Annotated in this window: 17 protein-coding genes, 1 rRNA gene and 1 riboswitch (1 of these 19 cut by a window edge); of the genes, 6 read left to right on the top strand and 12 right to left on the bottom strand. The window is 58.2% G+C overall.

Translation table 11 applies throughout. The features are described from left to right. The 5 genes from FFV09_RS14155 to FFV09_RS14135 form a co-directional block, all read right to left on the bottom strand. Positions 1 to 721, bottom strand: a 16S ribosomal RNA gene (locus tag FFV09_RS14155); it reaches 829 nt to the left of the window's first position. Between the two features lie 741 nt (positions 722 to 1,462). Next, a complete protein-coding gene (locus tag FFV09_RS14150; RefSeq protein WP_141448428.1) occupies positions 1,463 to 2,854 on the bottom strand; it encodes an NCS2 family permease in 1,392 nt (463 codons plus the stop codon). 135 nt (positions 2,855 to 2,989) lie between these two features. Then, positions 2,990 to 3,091, bottom strand: a riboswitch (purine riboswitch). A 267-nt stretch (positions 3,092 to 3,358) separates the two neighbouring features. Further along, complete coding sequence (locus tag FFV09_RS14145) at positions 3,359 to 3,739, bottom strand: MmcQ/YjbR family DNA-binding protein (protein WP_246098345.1); 381 nt, start codon at positions 3,737 to 3,739, stop codon at positions 3,359 to 3,361. Between the two features lie 27 nt (positions 3,740 to 3,766). After that, positions 3,767 to 4,846 carry a hypothetical protein gene (locus FFV09_RS14140; RefSeq protein WP_141448427.1) on the bottom strand — a complete coding sequence of 360 codons (1,080 nt, stop codon included), beginning with the start codon at positions 4,844 to 4,846 and terminating at the stop codon, positions 3,767 to 3,769. Then, on the bottom strand, positions 4,846 to 5,457 hold the full coding sequence (locus FFV09_RS14135; protein ID WP_141448426.1) for a DUF1349 domain-containing protein: 612 nt from the start codon (positions 5,455 to 5,457) through the stop codon (positions 4,846 to 4,848). Before FFV09_RS14135 ends, FFV09_RS14140 begins: the two co-directional genes overlap by 1 nt. A 202-nt stretch (positions 5,458 to 5,659) precedes the next feature. On the opposite strand from FFV09_RS14135, the gene FFV09_RS14130 reads away from it, so the two are divergent. The 5 genes from FFV09_RS14130 (at position 5,660) to FFV09_RS14110 (ending at position 10,703) form a co-directional block, all read left to right on the top strand. Continuing rightward, complete coding sequence (locus tag FFV09_RS14130; protein ID WP_141448425.1) at positions 5,660 to 6,730, top strand: LacI family DNA-binding transcriptional regulator; 1,071 nt, start codon at positions 5,660 to 5,662, stop codon at positions 6,728 to 6,730. Beyond that, the gene (locus FFV09_RS14125) at positions 6,727 to 7,815 is read left to right on the top strand and encodes a sulfate ABC transporter substrate-binding protein (RefSeq protein ID WP_246098344.1); all 1,089 of its coding nucleotides are present in this window, start codon (positions 6,727 to 6,729) and stop codon (positions 7,813 to 7,815) included. Before FFV09_RS14130 ends, FFV09_RS14125 begins: the two co-directional genes overlap by 4 nt. A gap of 94 nt (positions 7,816 to 7,909) precedes the next feature. Further along, positions 7,910 to 8,758, top strand: coding sequence for a sulfate ABC transporter permease subunit CysT (gene cysT, locus FFV09_RS14120; RefSeq protein WP_141448424.1), 849 nt, complete (start codon positions 7,910 to 7,912; stop codon positions 8,756 to 8,758). A 3-nt stretch (positions 8,759 to 8,761) separates the two neighbouring features. Then, positions 8,762 to 9,655 (top strand): sulfate ABC transporter permease subunit CysW, encoded by an 894-nt coding sequence (gene cysW / locus FFV09_RS14115; RefSeq protein ID WP_141448423.1) that lies wholly within the window; start codon positions 8,762 to 8,764, stop codon positions 9,653 to 9,655. Then, the gene (locus FFV09_RS14110) at positions 9,645 to 10,703 is read left to right on the top strand and encodes an ABC transporter ATP-binding protein (protein ID WP_141448422.1); all 1,059 of its coding nucleotides are present in this window, start codon (positions 9,645 to 9,647) and stop codon (positions 10,701 to 10,703) included. The genes cysW and FFV09_RS14110 overlap by 11 nt, the downstream gene beginning before the upstream one ends. A 46-nt stretch (positions 10,704 to 10,749) precedes the next feature. Here FFV09_RS14110 and FFV09_RS14105 read toward each other — a convergent pair whose 3' ends face one another. Both FFV09_RS14105 and guaA read right to left on the bottom strand, forming a co-directional pair. After that, complete coding sequence (locus FFV09_RS14105; protein WP_141450468.1) at positions 10,750 to 11,958, bottom strand: multidrug effflux MFS transporter; 1,209 nt, start codon at positions 11,956 to 11,958, stop codon at positions 10,750 to 10,752. Between the two features lie 194 nt (positions 11,959 to 12,152). Next, positions 12,153 to 13,691, bottom strand: coding sequence for a glutamine-hydrolyzing GMP synthase (guaA, locus tag FFV09_RS14100; RefSeq protein ID WP_141448421.1), 1,539 nt, complete (start codon positions 13,689 to 13,691; stop codon positions 12,153 to 12,155). A gap of 194 nt (positions 13,692 to 13,885) precedes the next feature. Here guaA and FFV09_RS14095 point away from each other — a divergent pair, with 194 nt between their 5' ends. Then, complete coding sequence (locus FFV09_RS14095) at positions 13,886 to 14,671, top strand: DedA family protein (protein WP_141448420.1); 786 nt, start codon at positions 13,886 to 13,888, stop codon at positions 14,669 to 14,671. Positions 14,672 to 14,776: 105 nt separating this feature from the next. On the opposite strand, the gene FFV09_RS14090 is transcribed toward FFV09_RS14095, so the two are convergent. The 5 genes from FFV09_RS14090 to FFV09_RS14070 all read right to left on the bottom strand — a co-directional run bounded on the left by FFV09_RS14090 (position 14,777) and on the right by FFV09_RS14070 (position 19,209). After that, on the bottom strand, positions 14,777 to 15,013 hold the full coding sequence (locus FFV09_RS14090) for a hypothetical protein (RefSeq protein WP_141448419.1): 237 nt from the start codon (positions 15,011 to 15,013) through the stop codon (positions 14,777 to 14,779). A 361-nt stretch (positions 15,014 to 15,374) separates the two neighbouring features. Beyond that, on the bottom strand, positions 15,375 to 15,836 hold the full coding sequence (bcp, locus tag FFV09_RS14085) for a thioredoxin-dependent thiol peroxidase (protein ID WP_141448418.1): 462 nt from the start codon (positions 15,834 to 15,836) through the stop codon (positions 15,375 to 15,377). A 743-nt stretch (positions 15,837 to 16,579) separates the two neighbouring features. Further along, positions 16,580 to 17,365 carry an ABC transporter permease gene (locus FFV09_RS14080; RefSeq protein ID WP_141448417.1) on the bottom strand — a complete coding sequence of 262 codons (786 nt, stop codon included), beginning with the start codon at positions 17,363 to 17,365 and terminating at the stop codon, positions 16,580 to 16,582. A gap of 4 nt (positions 17,366 to 17,369) precedes the next feature. Continuing rightward, entirely contained in the window at positions 17,370 to 18,164 is a 795-nt protein-coding gene (locus FFV09_RS14075) for an ABC transporter permease (RefSeq protein WP_141448416.1), read from the bottom strand. Next, the gene (locus FFV09_RS14070; protein ID WP_141448415.1) at positions 18,157 to 19,209 is read right to left on the bottom strand and encodes an ABC transporter ATP-binding protein; all 1,053 of its coding nucleotides are present in this window, start codon (positions 19,207 to 19,209) and stop codon (positions 18,157 to 18,159) included. Before FFV09_RS14070 ends, FFV09_RS14075 begins: the two co-directional genes overlap by 8 nt. Positions 19,210 to 19,399: the final 190 nt, after the last annotated feature.

Here is a 19,399-nt window from a genome sequence, read left to right as displayed (position 1 = left end):
CCTCCACATCTCTACGCATTTCACCGCTACACGTGGAATTCCACTTTCCTCTCCTACACTCAAGCGGGCCAGTTTCGGATGCGAATCGGGGTTGAGCCCCGATCTTAAACATCCGACTTAATCCGCCGCCTGCACGCGCTTTACGCCCAATAATTCCGGACAACGCTTGCCCCCTACGTATTACCGCGGCTGCTGGCACGTAGTTAGCCGGGGCTTTCTTCTCAGGTACCGTCACTCCGGGTGCAGTTACTCACCCGGACGTTCTTCCCTGGCAACAGAGCTTTACGATCCGAAAACCTTCATCACTCACGCGGCATTGCTCCATCAGGCTTTCGCCCATTGTGGAAGATTCCCTACTGCTGCCTCCCGTAGGAGTCTGGGCCGTGTCTCAGTCCCAGTGTGGCCGTTCACCCTCTCAGGTCGGCTACGCATCGTCGCCTTGGTGAGCCATTACCCCACCAACTAGCTAATGCGCCGCAGGCCCATCTCTCAGTGACAGCTTGCGCCGTCTTTCCTCATCTCTCCATGCGGAGAAACGATGTATCCGGTATTAGCATCCGTTTCCGGAAGTTATCCCAGGCTGAAAGGCAGGTTGCCTACGTGTTACTCACCCGTCCGCCGCTAACTTCGGTGGAACAAGTTCCACCTTAGTCCGCTCGACTTGCATGTATTAGGCATGCCGCCAGCGTTCGTCCTGAGCCAGGATCAAACTCTCCATTAAGTTGCGAACACTTTCGCAACCGCGACTTCAAAGCCGGAACCCTTAGGGCCAAGGCTTTGAACGAAGCGGTCACTTGATCTTCGCTTTTTAAAGAAAGCACCATGTGCTCGTTAAAACGTGGCGGGAACTAAAGTTCCCTATATTCACTCTAAACCATGCTCAAGTTTCAGAGTCTAGATCCAAAGATCAAAACCCTTCGCTAAGCGCGGTTCCTCGAATCACTTGGCCCGGCTGGGTTCCGTGATTCTCGTTACTCACTGTTCAGTTTTCAAAGAACAAACTCGTTAATCTCATGGGTGTTACTCGGTCTTACTCGTGTGCCCCGCTCGCTTGTTTCGCTCGCAGCAGCAACTCTTATATATTAGCATGTCCGTTTCCGTTTTGCAAGTCTTTTTTTGAAATCTTTTTCCGGCTTCTTGCGAAGCGTTCGTCCGATTTCATTATGTACCTGCTCACTTTCGCGAACCGCACCGGCGCTCTCTCAAGGCGGTTCCTAGACTATAACATCCTCCCCAAAGCAAAACAACCCCCTTTTATCAAAAAAAACGCCGCCCGGATCGCCCTTTTTTCCGCTGCAAATTTCCTTACCACTAATAGGCGCAAATCGGCTATCTCAAAAAAGTTCAGAATTCCACGCAAAAAAAAGCGGCCGTCGTCGATGGACGAACAGCCGCTTTGTACAGGTTCCGTACTTTTCCCCTTTTGAACGTTTTCTCTCTGTTTTTTGTCTGTAAGTTTGGATTACTCGCCGCCGAGGAAGACGTAGCGGGCCAGGACGAGAACGGCCAACACCCACATCAACCAATGGATCTTCACTTTGCGAGCGGTGAACAAGCTGCTTAATCCGCCGAGAATGACGTAAGCGAGAATACCGATCGAGATACCGTTGGCAATCCCGTTCGTGAAAGGCATGAAGATGATCGTCAGGAAAGCCGGGATCGCTTGCAGCATATCTTCCCAATCGATGCTGCGCACCTGGGCGATCATCAGTACGCCGACCATGATCAGCGCCGGAGCCGTTGCCGCCGAAGGCACGACCAGAGCGAGCGGAGCGATGAACATCGCCAGCAGGAACAGTACGCCTGTCGTAACCGAAGTCAGGCCCGTGCGTCCGCCTTCCGCGATGCCCGCCGTGCTCTCCACGTAGGAAGTGATGGTGCTCGTACCGAGAACCGCGCCGGTGCTGACACCGACCGCGTCGACCAGCATCGCTTTGCCGATCTTCTTCTCGCCTTCTTCCTTGTTCTTCATCAGGCCGGCGCGTTCCGCCGTGCCGACAAGCGTGCCGAACGTATCGAACAGCTCAACGAAGGTGAAGACGAACACGATCTCGAACAATCCGAGCTGCAGCGCGCCCATGATGTCCAACTGGCCGACGGCCAGATCGCCGAACGAAGGAATCCAGGTGCCTGTGGACAGGCCGCTCAGATCCGTCACGCCCATCGGAATACCGATCAGCGTAATGAGCACGATGCCGATCAGCAGCGCCCCGCGAATGCGCATGACCATCAGGGCTCCGATAATGAAGATCCCGATCAGCGACAGCAGCGTGTCTTTTTGGTGCATGAAATCGCCGAGCGCCAACTGGAAGTTCGAGCCGAGGATCGTCACCGGAGCCTGAAGCTGCGCCACGTCCGTGATGCCCGTTATCGTGGCCGAAGCGGAGATGATGTTGCCCAGCTTCATGCCGATGATGGTGACAAACAAGCCGATGCCGACCGTGATCGCCGCCTTGATCGAGGACGGCACCGCCACAATGAGCATTTGGCGCACCTTGGTCACGGTCAGGATGATGAAGATGAGACCGGAGATGAAGACCGCGCCGAGCGCCGCCTGCCAGGTGATCGCTCCGTTGGAGCTGAGCACGACGGTCATGAAGTACGCATTAAGGCCCATGCCCGGAGCCAGCGCCACCGGAATGTTCGCGAACAGGCCCATCAGGATCGTCACGAGGCCCGCGCCTACCGCCGTTGCGAAGAATACGCCCGAAGCCGGGATGCCCGCGCCGTCGGGACCGAGGAACGAGAGGTTCACGACCAGGATGTAGGCCATCGTGATGAAAGTCGTCAGACCGGCGATGATTTCCGTTCTGAATGTGGTGCCGTGTTCTTTGAGTTTAAAGAACTTTTCCATGATACCAATTTTCCTCCTCGGGAATGTAAATGGGGGAACGACAAAAGAGTACCGGATACGACGCTGCCGCCTCCGGTACTCTTGGAACCGGGAGAACGCGCGGCCCGGCGGCGAGACGTGAACGTCTGAGCCGCAAAGGCGCTTCCTCCCGTTTCGTAGAGCGATCATTTACGGTGATCACGTAGAGACTCCCGGGCCCATTCCCGGAATTATACGAACGCTGTTGCTGTTGTCGATTACCTTATCCGCCGCCGCCAAAGCATACGTTCCGGCTGGTCGGCTTCACAGGTTACATTCTAGGACAGCTCAATAAGCTTGTCAACAAAAAAACGAATGATTTTCACAATATATTATTTCAATGTTCGTCAATTCCCACACACGTCCGCAAAAAGAAAAAAACGCCCCGCTTCTTCCCGCGCAAGCACGTCCGGAGAGGGACTGCACCGCAGTAAGAAGCAAAACGTCGAATTTGAAAACCGGCTCTTTTATGAAAACGTTCGCTTTTTAGGACGTTTCCGGCAGCGGTGGAAGTTCGTCCCGCAGCTTCTTCGTTAGTCCGCCGCGCACCAATTCGTAGGAGTGACGGATCATTCCGCGCAGAAATTCGGGCTCCAATCCTCCCTGTTCGAGCAGCACGCTGTTCCAGTGGGACTTGTTGGAGTAGTAGCCGGGCACGATCTGCGCATAGCGTTCCCGATACTCTTCGGCCAGCCGGGGATCGCATTTAAGCGTCAGAATCTGCCGGCCTTCGTTATCCGTTCCGCGCATCGCAAAATATTTGCCGCCGATCCGATACAGCAGACTGCCCCATTCTTCTTTCAAAAAAGCTTCCGTCCCCGGCAGTTCCAGACACGTCTCGCGAATCCATTCGTCCGTCACTTCCACTTCGCTTCCTCCTTCAAAAAGATTCCTTCATCCCTGCCGCGACTGCCGCGCGTTGTTCCTGCCCACTTCGGGCATCCTCCACTCGTTACGCTTTCCTTCGACGTAACCGGTCTGCGCAAGCAGACGGCTGACGGCTTCCCTCTGCGCGGCCCGAAGCATCGATACGCGAATCCGCGGCGGCCGGCATACCGCGAGCAGTTCGGCGAAATCTCCGGCTTCCAGCGTCTTCACATCCAGCAAGGCCAGTTGGTCCAGGCCCGGCGCCGTCGATGCCCAGCCCAGACTCTCAAGCGCCACTTCGTAACATTCGATCGCGCGCAGGTGCGGCAGTCCCGACAGATCCGGCAGCGCCGCGAGCTTCGGCTGATTGCGCAGCTTCAGTTCCCGCAGCCGCGGCAGCGCGGCCAGCACGTCCAGGCGGCTCAAGCCGCGTACGCTCGTGAGCGACAGCCGTTCCAGCCGCTCCGCCGCGCGCAGGCCGTCCAGTTCTTCGGCGCCGCCGAAGCCGAGCGAGAGCTCCGCAAGCTCCGGATTGCCGCCGAGAAACGACAGGTCGCCAAGCGGCACGCCGTATACCGTCAGCTCGCGAAGCTTGCCGAGAACATGCAGCACGTCCAGATGTTTGCGCTGCCCGGCAAGGGACAGCCGCTCCAATCCCGCAAAGCGGCGCAGTACGGACAGATCGGGCTTTTTCGAGCGCGTCTTGCCGAGGGCAAGGCAGTCCAGCCCGCTTCGCACTTCGCCCAGCACGTCGAACGAATCCAGCTCGAATACGTCGAGCGTGAGTTCGCGCAGCTTGGCAAGCCCGCCGAGCGCGCCCAGGTTCTCTACCCGCGAGCAGCAGTCGACCGACAGCTTTTGCACTTCGGGCAGGCGCTTCAGCACGGACAAATCCGCCGGCCGAAGATGGAATCCGTATAGGCGAAGTTCCACGTCGGGCCGCGCCGCGAACAGCCTATTGAGCGCGTCCAACCGCTCCGCGTCCGGCACTTCCTGTTCGCTGTACTGCAGGATACGCAGCGACGGTTCCGCCGCCAGCGCGGCGATATCGGCCGGCGCCCAATTAGCGTTCCCCTGCAGGCGGCCGCCGAGACCGATCTCTTCCATTAGGACGCAGAGTCCGCGGCGCGCTCGTGCTTGCGGATCTCGAATCGGTGGAACGATGTCTCGAAGCCGCCTTCCGTGCCCGGACTTGCCGAATACAGGCCGACTTTCAACGCCGCGCCTTCCGGGCAGTCCAGATGGGCGATACGCAGCTGTTCCCATTCCCCGTCCGCTTCGCGCGCATGGATCAGAAAATCTTCGCCTTCGCGCGTCACCTTGAACTGCAGCCGGCGTTCGAACAGGTCCGCGTCCGCGTTGCGCGTCGACCAGTCGGAGTAGCCGCCGCGCGTCACGACCGCACCCAGATGCGAAGGCGCGCCCGGAATGTATTCCACCGACGTCTTGAGCCAGTTGTCGCGGTCGACTTCCACGAACAGACCGGATTGGTCGAACGTGTAACGGGGGTCCATCGTCAGCTCGGTGACGGCGACGAAATCTCCTACGATCTCGTCGTACAGCACATGTCCGTTATAACGTTCGAAACCGTAATGCGTTTTGAGCCAAAAATCGGTATCGGCGCGGGTATGCAGCTTGAGCACCCCCTCCGACGTCTCGAGACGTTCCGGTTCGGTCATCGTTTTCAAACGGTCGATCTGTGCGGGTATGTATTCCATGTTGTTCTCCTCCTTCGTTCGGATACGGATTTCTTCCTCATTTTAACGTACCGCCCGGCCGGATGACAGCCTTTTCCATCTTTCCGCAAACGTTACACTTATTTTCCGTTGAAGTTTTTGGCAAAGCCGGACTATAATAACGCTTATTAAACCAATGAAATTAGTATGAATTAGAAAAAAGCCGCCGGAGAGGAGCGCGAACATGACTTTGAAGGAGATTGCGGAGCTTGCCGGAGTGTCGACGTCGACCGTATCGCGCATCATCAATTCTTCCGATGACAGCTTCGCGCGCAAATCGGTTCGGGATCGGGTCTGGAAAATCATTCACGAAACCGGGTACGTGCCCAACCAGTCGGCGCGGGAGCTCAAACAGGGACGACGCGAAGAGGCGGTCGCCCGATGTACGACGCTCGCCTGCATCCTCGGACGGACCCGGGACCTGGAAGACAATCCGTTTTTCGCGCAGACCGCCCGGGCGATCGAACAGCAGGCGCTGGAAAAAGGCTGCACCGTGTCGGCTTACCATTCGGTGTTCGATCTTCAGCAGGCGCCGCAAGGCCGCAGTCCGAACATTCCCCGGGCGGACGGCGCCATCGTGCTCGGACGCCTGGGAACGCCGACGCGTGCTCTCCTCGAACGGCATTATCGCAATCTTGTCTACGTCGGACGCAACGTGATCGACTCGCAATGGGACCAGGTCGTGTGCGACGGCTACGAAGCGGCCCGGACGGCGCTGCTGCATCTGATCGGGCTCGGGCACAAGCGCATCGCGTACATCGGCGACACCGAGGACGAGATTCGCTACCGCGCCTACACGGACACGCTTCAGGCGCACGGCCTCGAAGCCGATCCGGCGCTGATTGCTTCCGTCTCGCAGGACGGTCCGGGCGGATATGCGGGCGCGGACCTGCTGCTCCGCGCCGCAAGCCCGCTGCCGACCGCCGCGTTCTGCGCCACGGACATTACGGCGATCGCGGCGATCAAGCGGTTTGCCGAAGCCGGCATCCGGATTCCCGCGCAGCTCTCCGTGATCGGCATCGACGATATCGAAGTGGCCCAGTACGTCTCTCCCGTCCTGACGACGGTCAGCATTCCCAAGGTCGAAATGGGCCGGATGGCGGTTCGCACGCTGCTCGACCGGATCAACCGGGAACATCGGCTGCCCATGCAAATCTTTCTGCCGCATAAGCTGCTGATTCGCGAAAGCACGGCTCCGCCGGAATCGACCGGCACGCACGCATCGACCATTTTGTTAAGGGGGAAACGATCATGAGAAAGCCATACCCGCACGGACTGCACGCGATGAAGAAAAAGGCTTTGCTGGGCTTGACGCTGCTGGTAGCGGTGTCCCCGCTCGCGGCCTGCGGCTCGAACGGAGCCGCGACGGGCGCGGCGGCCGGCGCCGCGGCGGGTTCGGACCGACCGGCCTCGGTCGAGATCACGAACGTCTCCTACGACCCGACGCGCGAACTGTACGAAGCGTATAACAAGCTGTTCCAGAATCACTGGAAAGAAACCGAAGGCCAAGACGTCAGCGTCGTCCAGTCGCACGGCGGTTCCGGCAAGCAGGCGCGTTCGGTGCTGGAAGGCAACGAAGCCGACGTCGTGACGCTCGCGCTGGAACAGGACGTGGCCGAGCTGGAAAAAGGCGGACTGATCGAGCCGGGCTGGGTGGACGAATTCGACAAACAAAGTTCGCCCTATACGTCCACCATCGTCTTCCTTGTCCGCAAAGGCAATCCGAAAGGGATCAAAGACTGGAACGATATCGTCAAAAGCGGCGTCGAGGTGATCACCCCGAACCCGAAAACGTCCGGCGGCGCGCGCTGGAACTTCCTGGCCGCCTGGGCTTATGCGCAGGCGCAGGGCGGCGGCGACGAAGCGAAATCGACCGCATTCGTCAAAAGCCTCTACGATAACGTGACGGTGCTCGACACGGGCGCCCGCGGCGCGACGACGACGTTCGTCGAGAACAAGCAGGGCGACGTGCTGCTCGCCTGGGAGAACGAAGCGTTCCTGTCAATCAAGGAACATCCGGACGACTACGAGATCGTCACGCCGAGCATCAGCATCCTTGCGCAGCCTTCGGTCGCCGTCGTCGACGAGGTCGCGAAAAAGCGCGGCACCGAGGCGGTCGCGACGGAATATTTGCGCTATCTGTACTCCGACGAAGCGCAGAAGCTCGCCGGCGACAACTATTACCGCCCGTCGAATCCCGAGATCCTGTCGACATTCAAAGACATATTCGACCTCGATCTGAAGCTCGTGAACATCGACGACGAGTTCGGCGGCTGGCAGGCGGCGACGGAGAAATTTTTCGCGGACGGCGCGATTTTCGACCAAATTTACCAAAAATAACGGCGCGGATGTCCGATGATCGGGCATCCTGCCGCTTGGCTCCCCGAGCGCGGGACGGTCAAGCGGTCGCGCCGCGGCCAAAGGGGTTACCGTCATGGGAAGTGTGAAGCTGTTCCGCCAAAAAAACAGGGTCATCCCCGGCTTTGGGCTGTCGATGGGCATCACGATCTCCATGCTCGGGCTGATCGTCATGATTCCGCTGCTCTCCATCTTCGTCGTCTTGTCGGGCGTCGGCCCCGCGGAACTGTGGCAGTCGATCCGCGATCCTCAGGCCGTCGCCGCCTATAAGGTGAGCCTGCTCTGCGCGCTGTCGGCCGCGCTGATCAACGCCGTGTTCGGCACGATCCTGGCGTGGATCCTCGTCCGCTACCGCTTTCCGGGCAGGCGGATTCTGGACGGCCTGATCGAGCTGCCGTTCGCCCTGCCGACCGCGGTGGCGGGCATCGCGCTGACGACGCTGTACGCGGACAGCGGATGGATCGGCAGCCTGCTGCTGCCGCTGGGCATCAAGGTCGCCTATACGCCGATCGGCATTACGATCGCGCTGATCTTTATCGGTATTCCGTTCGTCGTACGCTCGATCCAGCCGGTGCTGGAGAAGCTGGACGCTTCGTACGAAGAAGCGGCGGCGATCCTCGGCGCAAGCCCGGTTCGTATTTTCCGCAAAGTCGTGTTCCCGGAGATCCGCCCCGCGCTGCTGACCGGCTTCGGGCTTGCGTTCGCGCGGGGACTCGGCGAATACGGCAGCGTCATCTTTATCGCCGGCAATATTCCGTACGAGACGCAGATCCTGCCGCTGATCGTCATGAGCAAGCTGGAACAGTTCAACTACGGGGCGGCCGCTTCGATCGCGCTCGTCATGATCGTCTTCTCTTTTCTGATCCTGTTCGCGATCAATCTCGTGCAGTCGAGGCTCGATTACGCGGCGAAAGGAGCGGAGTGACCGATGGAAAACCTGCTCACCGATCCCCGTCCCGACCGCGAAGCGCGGCCCAAGTCCGATCCGGTGCCGACGCGTCCGCCCGGCCGGGCGGCACGCTTGACCTTGATCACGCTCGGCGTGCTGTTCATTCTGGTCATGCTGATCCTGCCGCTCGTCACCGTCTGCGTGTACGCGCTCAAGCAGGGCTGGGACGTGTTCGCCAACGCCGTCACCGATCCTTACGCGATCAAGGCGCTTCAGCTTACGCTGCTGACTACCGTCGTCGCGGTGATCTGCAACACGATTTTCGGCGTCTTCGCTTCGTGGGCGATCAGCAAGTTCCATTTTCGCGGCAAGCAGTTCCTGACTACGCTGATCGATATTCCGTTCGCCATCTCGCCCGTCATCGCGGGCCTCGTATTCATTCTCGTGTTCGGACGGATCGGCTGGGCCTACGATTTCCTGCAGGCGCACGATCTCAAAGTCGTGTTCGCCGTGCCGGGCATCATTCTGGCGACGATCTTCGTCACGTTCCCGTTCGTCGCGCGCCAACTTATCCCGCTCATGCAGGCGCAGGGCACCGACGAAGAAGAAGCCGCGGCCCTGATGGGCGCCAAAGGCTGGACGATCTACCGCAAAGTGACGCTGCCGCATATCAAGTGGGCCCTGCTGTACGGGGTCATTCTCTGCACGGCGCGGGCGCTCGGCGAGTTCGGCGCGGTGTCCGTCGTCTCGGGACATCTGCGCGGCAAGACGAACACGCTGCCGCTGCATATCGAGATTCTGTTCAACGAATTCCAACTGACCGCGGCGTTTGCCGTCTCGGCCATTCTGGTCGTCGCGGCGGTGCTGATCCTGATTTTGCGCAATATCGTCGAATTCAAAGGCCGTAAGGAGGAACGCGACCATGTACGTTGAACTGCGTGACGTAGACAAAAATTATCGGGGATTCAAAGCGCTGGACGGCGTCTCGTTCACGGTGGAAAAAGGACGGCTCGTCGGGCTGCTCGGCCCGTCCGGCAGCGGCAAAACGACTCTGCTGCGGACGCTTGCGGGACTGGTGCATCCGGATGCGGGAGACATTTTCATCGACGGCAGCCGGGTGAACGACGTGCCGGCCAGCCGGCGCGGCATCGGCTTCGTATTCCAGAACTACGCGCTGTTTCGCTATATGACCGTGTTCGACAATATCGCATTCGGCCTGGCGGTCGAGAAGAAGGACAAACCGTTTATCCGGGAGCGGGTCAACGGGCTGATCGACCTGATCGGACTGCGCGGCCTGGAAAAGCGCTACCCGCACCAGCTGTCCGGCGGGCAGCGTCAGCGCGTGGCGTTCGCCCGGGCGCTCGCGCCCAATCCGCATCTGCTGCTGCTGGACGAACCGTTCGCGGCGATCGACGCCAAGATTCGCAAAGAGCTGCGCATCTGGCTGCGGGAGACGATCAACTCGCTCGGCATCACGAGCATTTTCGTGACCCACGATCAGGACGAAGCGGTCGAAGTGGCCGACGAGATCATTATCGTGAACAAGGGACGCATCGAGCAAAAAGGCACGCCGGCGCATATCTACAAACAGCCCGCGACGCCGTTTGCCGCCCGGTTCATCGGGGAATCGCTCGTGCTCGACCGCTACGAGGCGCTGCACGGCTTCGAACAGTACGCCGGCTACGACAAAGCGGTCATCCGGCCGGAACTGGTTCGCATTACCAAGCACGGCAAACAGCAGCAGCTGCACGCGGCCGAAGACGGCATCGTCGAAGAAGTCTTTTTCCGGGGCAGCCTGATCGAAGTGCACGTCAACGTCAAAGGCATGCGGCTGGTCGGCTATCTCTCGCCCGAAGAAGACGAGCTGTCGCCCGGCGAACGGGTCAGCGTGCTCGTGTACCGGCTGTACGTGTACGACGAAGACCGGGTGCAGCTGGTGGAGAACCGGGCGCTTCAAAATGCCGATACGGTGTTTATTTGACGAAAAAAGGACAGCCGCGCAAACGCGCAGCTGTCCTTTTTTGAAATCATTGTTCCGCCTGCTCCGCTTTTCTCACCAGCATAAAGTAAGCCAGAATCGCGGCAAGGCTTGTGCCCATCAAAGTAAAACCGAGCGGAACGGCCGTGTCCTCGCCCGCAATGCCGACGATCGGCGCGACGAGCCCTCCGAGTACGAACGGGACAAGGCCGAGCAAGGCCGCCGCGCTGCCCGCGTTTTTGGACTGACTCTCCATGGCGAGCGGGAAAGCGGCCGTGGACGTAATGCTGATCGAACATACGAAGAAAAACAAAGGAATAACCAAAGCAAACAGCGGTCCTTCCACAAGCGTCACCCCTGCCACGACGATACTGGACAGGAACGCCATCCATAAGCCGACTACGATCAGCTTCTGCTCCGGAACCCGGTGCGAGATCCGCCCGACGATTTGGGAACCGATCATCAAGCTGATCCCGTTGGAAGCGAACAATACGGAGAACATCGTCGGAGACACTCCGTAAATATTTTGATAAACGAAAGGCGTAGCTGCCACGTAGGCGAACACCCCTCCCGTCAGGATGCCCTGCGCCAACATGTAACCCACGAACTTCCGATCGCGCAGCATCACGCCGTAATTAAGCAGCTGGGATTTGAAATTCGGCGAGACGCGTCGTTCGGGAGGATGGCTTTCCTTGAGACGAAACTGCGTCATCAAATACAGGAAAACGCCCAGAATCGACAAGGACACGAAGACGCCCGGCCATGTCGTAAAGTTCAGCACTCCGCTTCCGGCAATCGGAGCGACCAACGGTCCGAGATTGCCTACAAGCAGCAGCAGAGAGAAAAATTTGGTCAGTTTATGACCGCTGTACAGATCGCGGGCAATCGCGCGCGATATGACGATTCCGGCGGAAGCCGCGAACCCTTGCGCAAACCGGAGCACGATCAACATGCCGATATTCGGGGAATACGCGCAGGCCAACGATATAATGACGTACGCAATGATGCCGATCAACAAAGGCCGGCGTCTGCCGTAAGCATCGCTCAAAGGCCCGACGACCAACTGTCCGATGCCGAGTCCGAGCAAACAAGCGGTCAAGCTGAATTGTACCAAAGAAGCGGTCGTACCAAAGTCTTTTGCGATTTCGGGAAACGCGGGCAAATACATGTCGATCGTAAACGGTCCCAACGTCGAAAATACACCCAGCAATAAAGCGAGCCCGATCACGCTCCATCGACTGCTGCTGTTCTTATTCATCATGTTCCGATTCTCCGTCCTTCTTCTTCCAGTCTGATTCCAGATTATACAGTACGCCAGTTACTAAGTGAACCTTATTTATTTTAAATTTCATGCTTTATTTTTTTCGAAAAAAATCCCCGCCAAGTAGGCCCTTGGCGGGGATTGCAAACCGAAACGTTATCCGTTCCCGTACTTCGTATGCCGGTTAACGCCTATTCCCACTCGATCGTGGAAGGCGGTTTGGACGTCACGTCGTACACGATGCGATTGACGTTGTCCACTTCGTTAACGATGCGGACCGAAATTTTCTCCAGAATGTCCCACGGAATACGCGCCCAGTCGGCGGTCATGCCGTCGATCGAAGTGACCGCGCGGATGCCGACGGTGTACGAATACGTGCGCGCGTCGCCCATGACGCCGACGCTCTTCATGTTCGGCAGCGCCGTGAAATACTGCCAGATCTCGCTTTCGAGACCCGCTTTGGCGATCTCTTCGCGCAGGATCAGGTCCGAATCGCGCACGATCGTCAGCTTCTCTTCCGTCACTTCGCCCAACACGCGGATCGCGAGACCCGGGCCCGGGAAAGGCTGGCGCCAGACGATCGCATGCGGCATGCCGAGCTCTTCGCCGACTTTGCGCACTTCGTCCTTGAACAGCGTGTTCAGCGGTTCGATCAGGCTGAACTTCATGTCCGCCGGCAGGCCGCCGACGTTATGGTGCGACTTGATCGTCTGCGCCGTCGCTGTTCCGCTCTCCACGATGTCCGTGTACAGCGTACCCTGCGCCAGGAAGTCGAAATCGCCGAGCTTGGCCGATTCTTCGTCGAAGCAGTAGATGAATTCGTTGCCGATAATTTTACGCTTCTGCTCCGGGTCTTCGACGCCTGCGAGCTTGCTCAGGAAACGTTCCTGCGCGTCGATCTTGACCACGTGGATATCGAATTTGCCGACGAACGTCTCCATGACGCTTTCCGCTTCGCCTTTGCGCAGCAGGCCGTGGTCGATAAACATGCACGTCAGCTGATCGCCGATCGCGCGGTGGATCAGCATCGCCACGACGGACGAATCGACGCCGCCGCTCAGCGCGCACAGCACTTTGCGGTCGCCGACTTTGTTGCGGATATCCTGAATCGCGTCTTCGATAAACGATTCCATCGTCCATTCGCCGCTGCATTTGCACACTTCGTACAGGAAGTTCTTGATCATCTCGTTGCCGTAGACGGAGTGGCGCACTTCCGGGTGGAACTGCACCGCGTGCAGGTTGCGTTCCTTGTGGCTCATCGCCGCGATCGGCGCGGATTCGGTGCCCGCTTCCAGCACGAAGCCTTCCGGCAGCGTCACGACGTGGTCGCCGTGGCTCATCCAGACGGTCTGCTTGGCATCAAGGCCCTGGGTCAGGACGCTGTTATGCAAAAACTCGACGTCGGCTTTGCCGTATTCGCGTTTGCCCGCGCGTTCGACTTTGCCGCCGAGCTGCTGCGCCATGAGCTGCATGCCGTAGCAGATGCCGAAGATCGGCAGGCCGAGCTCGTAAATGGCCGGATCGACGTGAGGCGCTCCTTCTTCGTATACGCTGAGCGGGCCTCCGGAGAAGACGATCCCCGCCGGATTCAGTTCACGCAGGCGTTCAACCGGGGTATTGTACGGCATTAGCTCGCTAAATACGCCCAAATCACGAATTCTTCTGGCAATCAGTTGGTTATATTGTCCCCCAAAGTCCAATACGACAATGAGTTCGTTCGGTTTATTCATGTCACGCCTCCCTTAATTACTGTCGCTAATTATACCGATGCCCCTGAAATACCGCAAGAAAAAAAGGGCATCGCCCGGGCCGAATGTCCAACTTGGGAAGACAGGCGAAGCGAAGATGGATTTTCCGGGCCCATCTGGCGTAAAATCAAAGGAAACATCCGCCGCATTCATTCTCCAAAGGAGCCCGAAGACATATGGAACTATTCAAACTGGTCCAGCAGCTGTTCGAACATTACGGATACCTGGTCATGTTTCTGGGGTTGTTCCTGGAATTCATCGCCCTCCCGTTTCCCGGCGAAACGACGATGGCCTATGCCGGGTACTTGTCGTATACGGGATCGCTGCGATTCGACCTGCTGCTGCTCGTCGCTTTTCTCGGCACCACGATCGGTATGAGCATCACGTACGTAATCGGCAAAAAAGCGGGATTGCCTGCCCTGCTGCGCTTCGGCGGCTGGTTTTTCAAAGAAAGCAAGCTAATCAAAACGCAGAAGTTTTTCTCGAAATACGGTCCGGCGCTTATCTTTTTCGGCTATTTCATCCCCGGCGTGCGCCATTTTACGGGCTACTTTGCCGGCATCATGAACATTCCGTTCAAAAAGTTCGCCCTGTACGCTTACACCGGCGCGCTATTCTGGACGCTGCTGTTTCTCGGCCTCGGCAAAATCTTCGGGCCGCAGTGGTCGGTCGCGTTCAAGCTGGCCGAACAGTATGTCGTCTGGATCGCGGCCGTTGCCGCCCTGCTGCTCGGCGTCTTCCTGATTTTCAAATACCGGGCGCTGGCCGCTTCGATCGCAGCCGCGCTGCCCCGTTACCTGTCGGGGAAGAAGCGGCCCGCCCGCGCCAAACCTGCGCGGCCGCAGCCGGCTTCCGGCGAGATCGCGCTTCTTCGCCGGCGCCTGAAGCGCGCCCATATCGTCAAGCTTGCGCCGGGACGCTTCCCGTCGAAGATCGTGCTGAAATCGCGCATCAAGCCGTGAAGCCGGAACCCACCAAAAACCCCCCGGGCCCGCAGGCCCGGGGGGTTATGTCGTGCTGTGTCGGCGGCGCATTCAATCCGTATGTTCACCGCAGACAGGCTGAGCTTAGATGCCGGCTCTTGCCGTTCTGGAACCGGATTCCGGCGGTTCGACCGAAGCGGATTCCGGCTCCGGCACTTCGATGCCCCGGATCTCCAAATCTTCGCGCAGATCCATGTAAAGACGCTTGGCTTGTTCGCAGGCTGCCGTGATGTCGTTATCTTTTACGTTTTTGTAGATCCCCCGAAGTTTTGCATTGTATGAATTGTGGTCCACTTTTACCCAAGACGGAATGATTTGCATAATCCACTTTCCTCTCCCCTGAAAATCATCAAGTACCCCCCGCAGACCCGACCGACGGCCGGAACTGCCCAAGACAACCGTATCCGAAAGCGCGAGACCCCTTGCCCCGCGATCCGGCATACGCCGGAAACTTGTTAGGTTCCCTGTTTGCGAACGGCTTTCCGCTTTTTGTGTAAAATCGGTTCCCCCACCGTTCGACGCCTGTATGAATTCCCCCCTGTTCTGCGCCAAATCCCATTAGTCAATGAGACTTCATTTTCATTACCTCACATAAATCTAAACGTTTTCTCGTTTTTTCTCAAACAATTTTTGTCGTTTTTCACCAAATAGCCTTGAAACAAGGCGAATATCGTTAAACGGGTTAAATCTCGTCGATCGACCGCAGCACTTCGTCCACATGTCCTTCGACTTTGACTTTGCGCCATTCCCGAACGAGGCGTCCTTCTTCGTCGATCAGGAACGTCGAACGCACGATGCCTTCGTATTCTTTGCCGAAGTTTTTCTTGAGCTGCCACACGCCGAAGCGCTCGCTGACCACGTGATCCGTATCCGCCAGCAGCGGGAACGGCAGGTCGTATTTGGCGCCGAACTTCTCGTGCGATTGGACGTCGTCGGCGCTGATGCCGATCACGGCCGCATTTTTCGTCGCGAAAAAGCTCTCCGAATCGCGGAAATCGCAAGCCTGCTGCGTGCAGCCGGGCGTCATGTCTTTGGGGTAAAAGTAAATCACGAGTTTCTTGCCCTTGTAATCGCCAAGCTTGATTTCTTCGCCTCCGACGGCGGGCAGGCTGAACTCCGGTACGGGTTGTCCGACTTCTAACATAACTGAATCGCTCCTTTGGCGTTCGGAATTTGGGTTCGCGATCGTGCTCGGTTTCGCTCATCTCCATTTTAACAGCAATCTCCCCGCGCAAGAAAGGAACCGGAGTCCCCCTCCGGCTGCTCCGATCGAGAAAATGCTTGCGGTCCGGACAAGCTAACGAATCCTGAGCACGCTATTCCTTCTATTTTCCCGGTTTCCCGATTCTAACGAATCGTCAGCTCCTTATTGGTCCCGATTGGCCTTTTTGAAGCCTTTTCGACCCTTATAGCGTGACGACGATTCGTTAATGTTCCAAAAAAGCCGAATACGAGCCATTAGCGATACACCGATTCGTTACGCGCCAAAGAACCCCGATCCTCCGTTCGGAGAGCCGGGATTCCCGGAAGCGGCCTCCCGGCCGCTCCCCAATCTGATTTTGACCTGCCCTTCGACGTCCAGGGCGCGTTCTCGCCCGCCGACGTCGCAGCTCTTACGCTTTTATGCTCTTAGGCTCTTAGGCTCTTAGGCTCTTAGGCTCTTAGGCTCTTAGGCTCTTACGCCCTTAGGCTTGTACGCTCTTTTCCCTTCCCCCTCCACCGCCGGGCAGGACGCAGCGGAGGGGGAAGGGGAGCCTGAAGAAGCGGAGCGTTCGCCTTTGAGGTTTGATTTCACCCCTATAAAATACAATCGAAGAAATCAAACCGAAACAGCGATCGTAAGGCCCCCTTCCCCCGAAGCGCCCCCTCCTGCCGAGCGCCTCCCGTCTACGATCCTGCCCCGCGATACTTCTTCACGCCGAGATTCCAGCTCGTCAGCCCGATCGTCAGGAAAATCGCCGCCATGACCGGCGTCAACCACGCCATATGCGTCATCTCCGTCCGGCCGAGAAACAGCGAAGCCGGATAGATCCCGACGAACGCGAACGGCAAAATCCAGGTCAACAGAAACTGGATCGCGCGGTTGTAGATCGTGACCGGATAGCGGCCGTAGTTCTGGATATTGTACAGCAGCGGAATGATACCCGTCGGCGAGTCGGAATAGAACGACAGCGACGTCAGCGTAATATAGATGCCGGTGTAGATAAGCGTCGCGCTGAGCGCGAACAGCAGCAGCACCGGAATATGCCACCAGAGCAGTTCCAGACCAAGCTGGCCGCCGCTGATCACCATGATGACCAGGCCGATCACCGAACCGATCAGGCCCGGCGGATCGATATTTTCCAGGAAAATCTGAAACAGGTTGTAGGCGGGACGGGTCAGGATGCGGTCCATCTCGCCTTTGACGATGTAGCGGTCGCTGAAATTCCACAGGTTGACGAAGCAGCTGAACAGCCCGAACGGCACCATGAAGAATCCGTACACGAACACGACTTCCGCTTCGCTCCAGCCGCCCAGCGTATCGGTATGGCCGAAGACGACGAAGATAAAGATCAGATTGCTCACCTGAAGCAGCAGATCCGAGATCACCTCGACCCAGAAATCCGCGCGGTACGTCAGCCTTGTTTTCATATAATTTTTGAGATATTCGATGACCAATCCGATATAGTACATGCGCTCAACCCCCCTGTACGAACAGCCGCTTGCGCGCCGCCCGCCACATGAAAAAGATCGGGATCAGCAGAGCGAAGAACCAGATCAGCTGGATGCCGAATACTTCGAGAATGCCCGTCCCTTTCGTGCGTCCCGTGAAGACCGAACCCGGCAGGTACGTGATCGCCTGAAAAGGCAGCCATTGCATGGTCGCGCTGAGCCACCCGGGGAACAGGCTGATCGGAATGACGAGGCCGGAGAACAGGTCGACGACGACCCGTTTCATGCGCATGATGCCTTCGTTATTTTCCACAAAAAACGCCATCAGCCCGGTCAGGATGTTCAGCTGCGAGTTGATCAGGAAGCTGAAGAACAGCATGACCAGGAAGCCGATCCACGCCAGCGGGTCCGTCGGCAGTCTCACCGGGAACAGCAGCAGCGCCAGCAGCATGCCGGGAATCATGAACAGCGTGAAGCGGAACAATCCTTCGCCGAAGCCCTGCATCATTTTGACGAACAAATAATTGTAGGGACGAATAAACTGGATGGCGATGGAACCGTCCCGGATATCGGTCGCGATCTCGCGGTCCAGATTGTTGAAGTAGAACGCGCGCGCCATCCACGATACGGCGATATACGTCGTCATCTGCGAAGCGGTAAAACCGCCGATCTCGCCTTTGTCCCCGTAGATAGCCTGCCACGTGAAGTAGTAGACGCCGATGTTCAGCATGTAGATCAGGATGCCGGAATAATAATTGACGCGGTACGCCAGCATCGTCAGAAAACGGATGCGGATAAAATCGGTATAGACGCTAAGCATGGGAGTTGTGCCCGCCTTCCGCGACCGGGGCCGCCGGCGCGGTCGCCGAACCGGTCCGGTAAATCTGGCGCACAATCTCGTCGGTTGTCGTCTCGGTGATCTTGATGTCCGTGATCGCGATGTCCGCATGGCCGACGACGCGGGCCAGCACGTCGGACACGCTCATCTCGCCCGGCACGAGCACTTCGGCGTGCAGATCGTTGTCCGCGGTCCAGCTCACGTCGAGCTCGGACGTCAATCCCCGCAGCCTCGGCAGCGGACACGGCGCTCCGAATTGGAACGTAACGCGCGTCCCTTGTCCCCAGCGCGACTTCAGTGTATCGAGGCCGCCGTCGTAGATGATGCGACCTTCGTCGAGCATGATGACCCGCGAGCAGAGCGCTTCGATATCCTGCAGATCGTGCGTCGTCAGCAGGATGGTCGTGCCGTGCTGGCGGTTCATGTCTTTGAGGAATTCGCGAATCTCCGTCTTGACGATGATGTCGAGACCAATCGTCGGCTCGTCCAGGAAGACGATCGACGGGTTGTGCAGCAGCGCGGCCACCAGCTCGCAGCGCATGCGCTGGCCGAGGCTCAGCTTGCGCACGGGGCGGCTGAGCAGCTCGCCCAGATCGAGGCGCTGGACGAGTTCGTCCAGCCGCTTTTTGTAATCGTTCTCGCCCACGCCGTACACTTTGCGCAGCAGGCCGAACGATTCGATGACGCCGATGTCCCACCAGAGCTGGCTGCGCTGGCCGAACACGACGCCGATATTGCGGACGAACTTCTCGCGCTCCTCGTGCGGCACGTAGCCGCCGACGTTGAGCTTGCCGGAAGTCGGGACGAGAATGCCGGTCAGCATCTTGATCGTCGTCGACTTGCCCGCTCCGTTCTCGCCGATATATCCGCAGATCTCGCCGGCGGGAATAGAGAAGGAGATGTCGTTGACCGCCGCGACTTCGTTGTATTGACGGGAAAATAAATCCTGCAGCGCGCCTTTGAGGCCGCCGCGGTTCTTCTGGACTTTGAACGTTTTGTTCAAGTGCTCGACTTCGATGGCGTTCATAGATGTTCCTCTCTTCGCATCCGGCTCGGGCCGGAGTGCCTGTATGCGTTCTTGATTCGGGTCTTGATTCCGATCGGGATGACAACGGTCATTCGGGTTGCGGCGGGTCGCTGCGGACGGTTACGCCCCCGCCGTTCGCCGGACCGCGCGGTGAATTGCCTGCCGCTCCGAAAAAAATTATAATGGAGGG

The sequence above is a fragment of the Saccharibacillus brassicae genome (genome assembly GCF_006542275.1).
GTDB classification, from domain to species: Bacteria; Bacillota; Bacilli; order Paenibacillales; family Paenibacillaceae; genus Saccharibacillus; species Saccharibacillus brassicae.
This window is presented reverse-complemented; position numbering and strand designations above follow the sequence as displayed.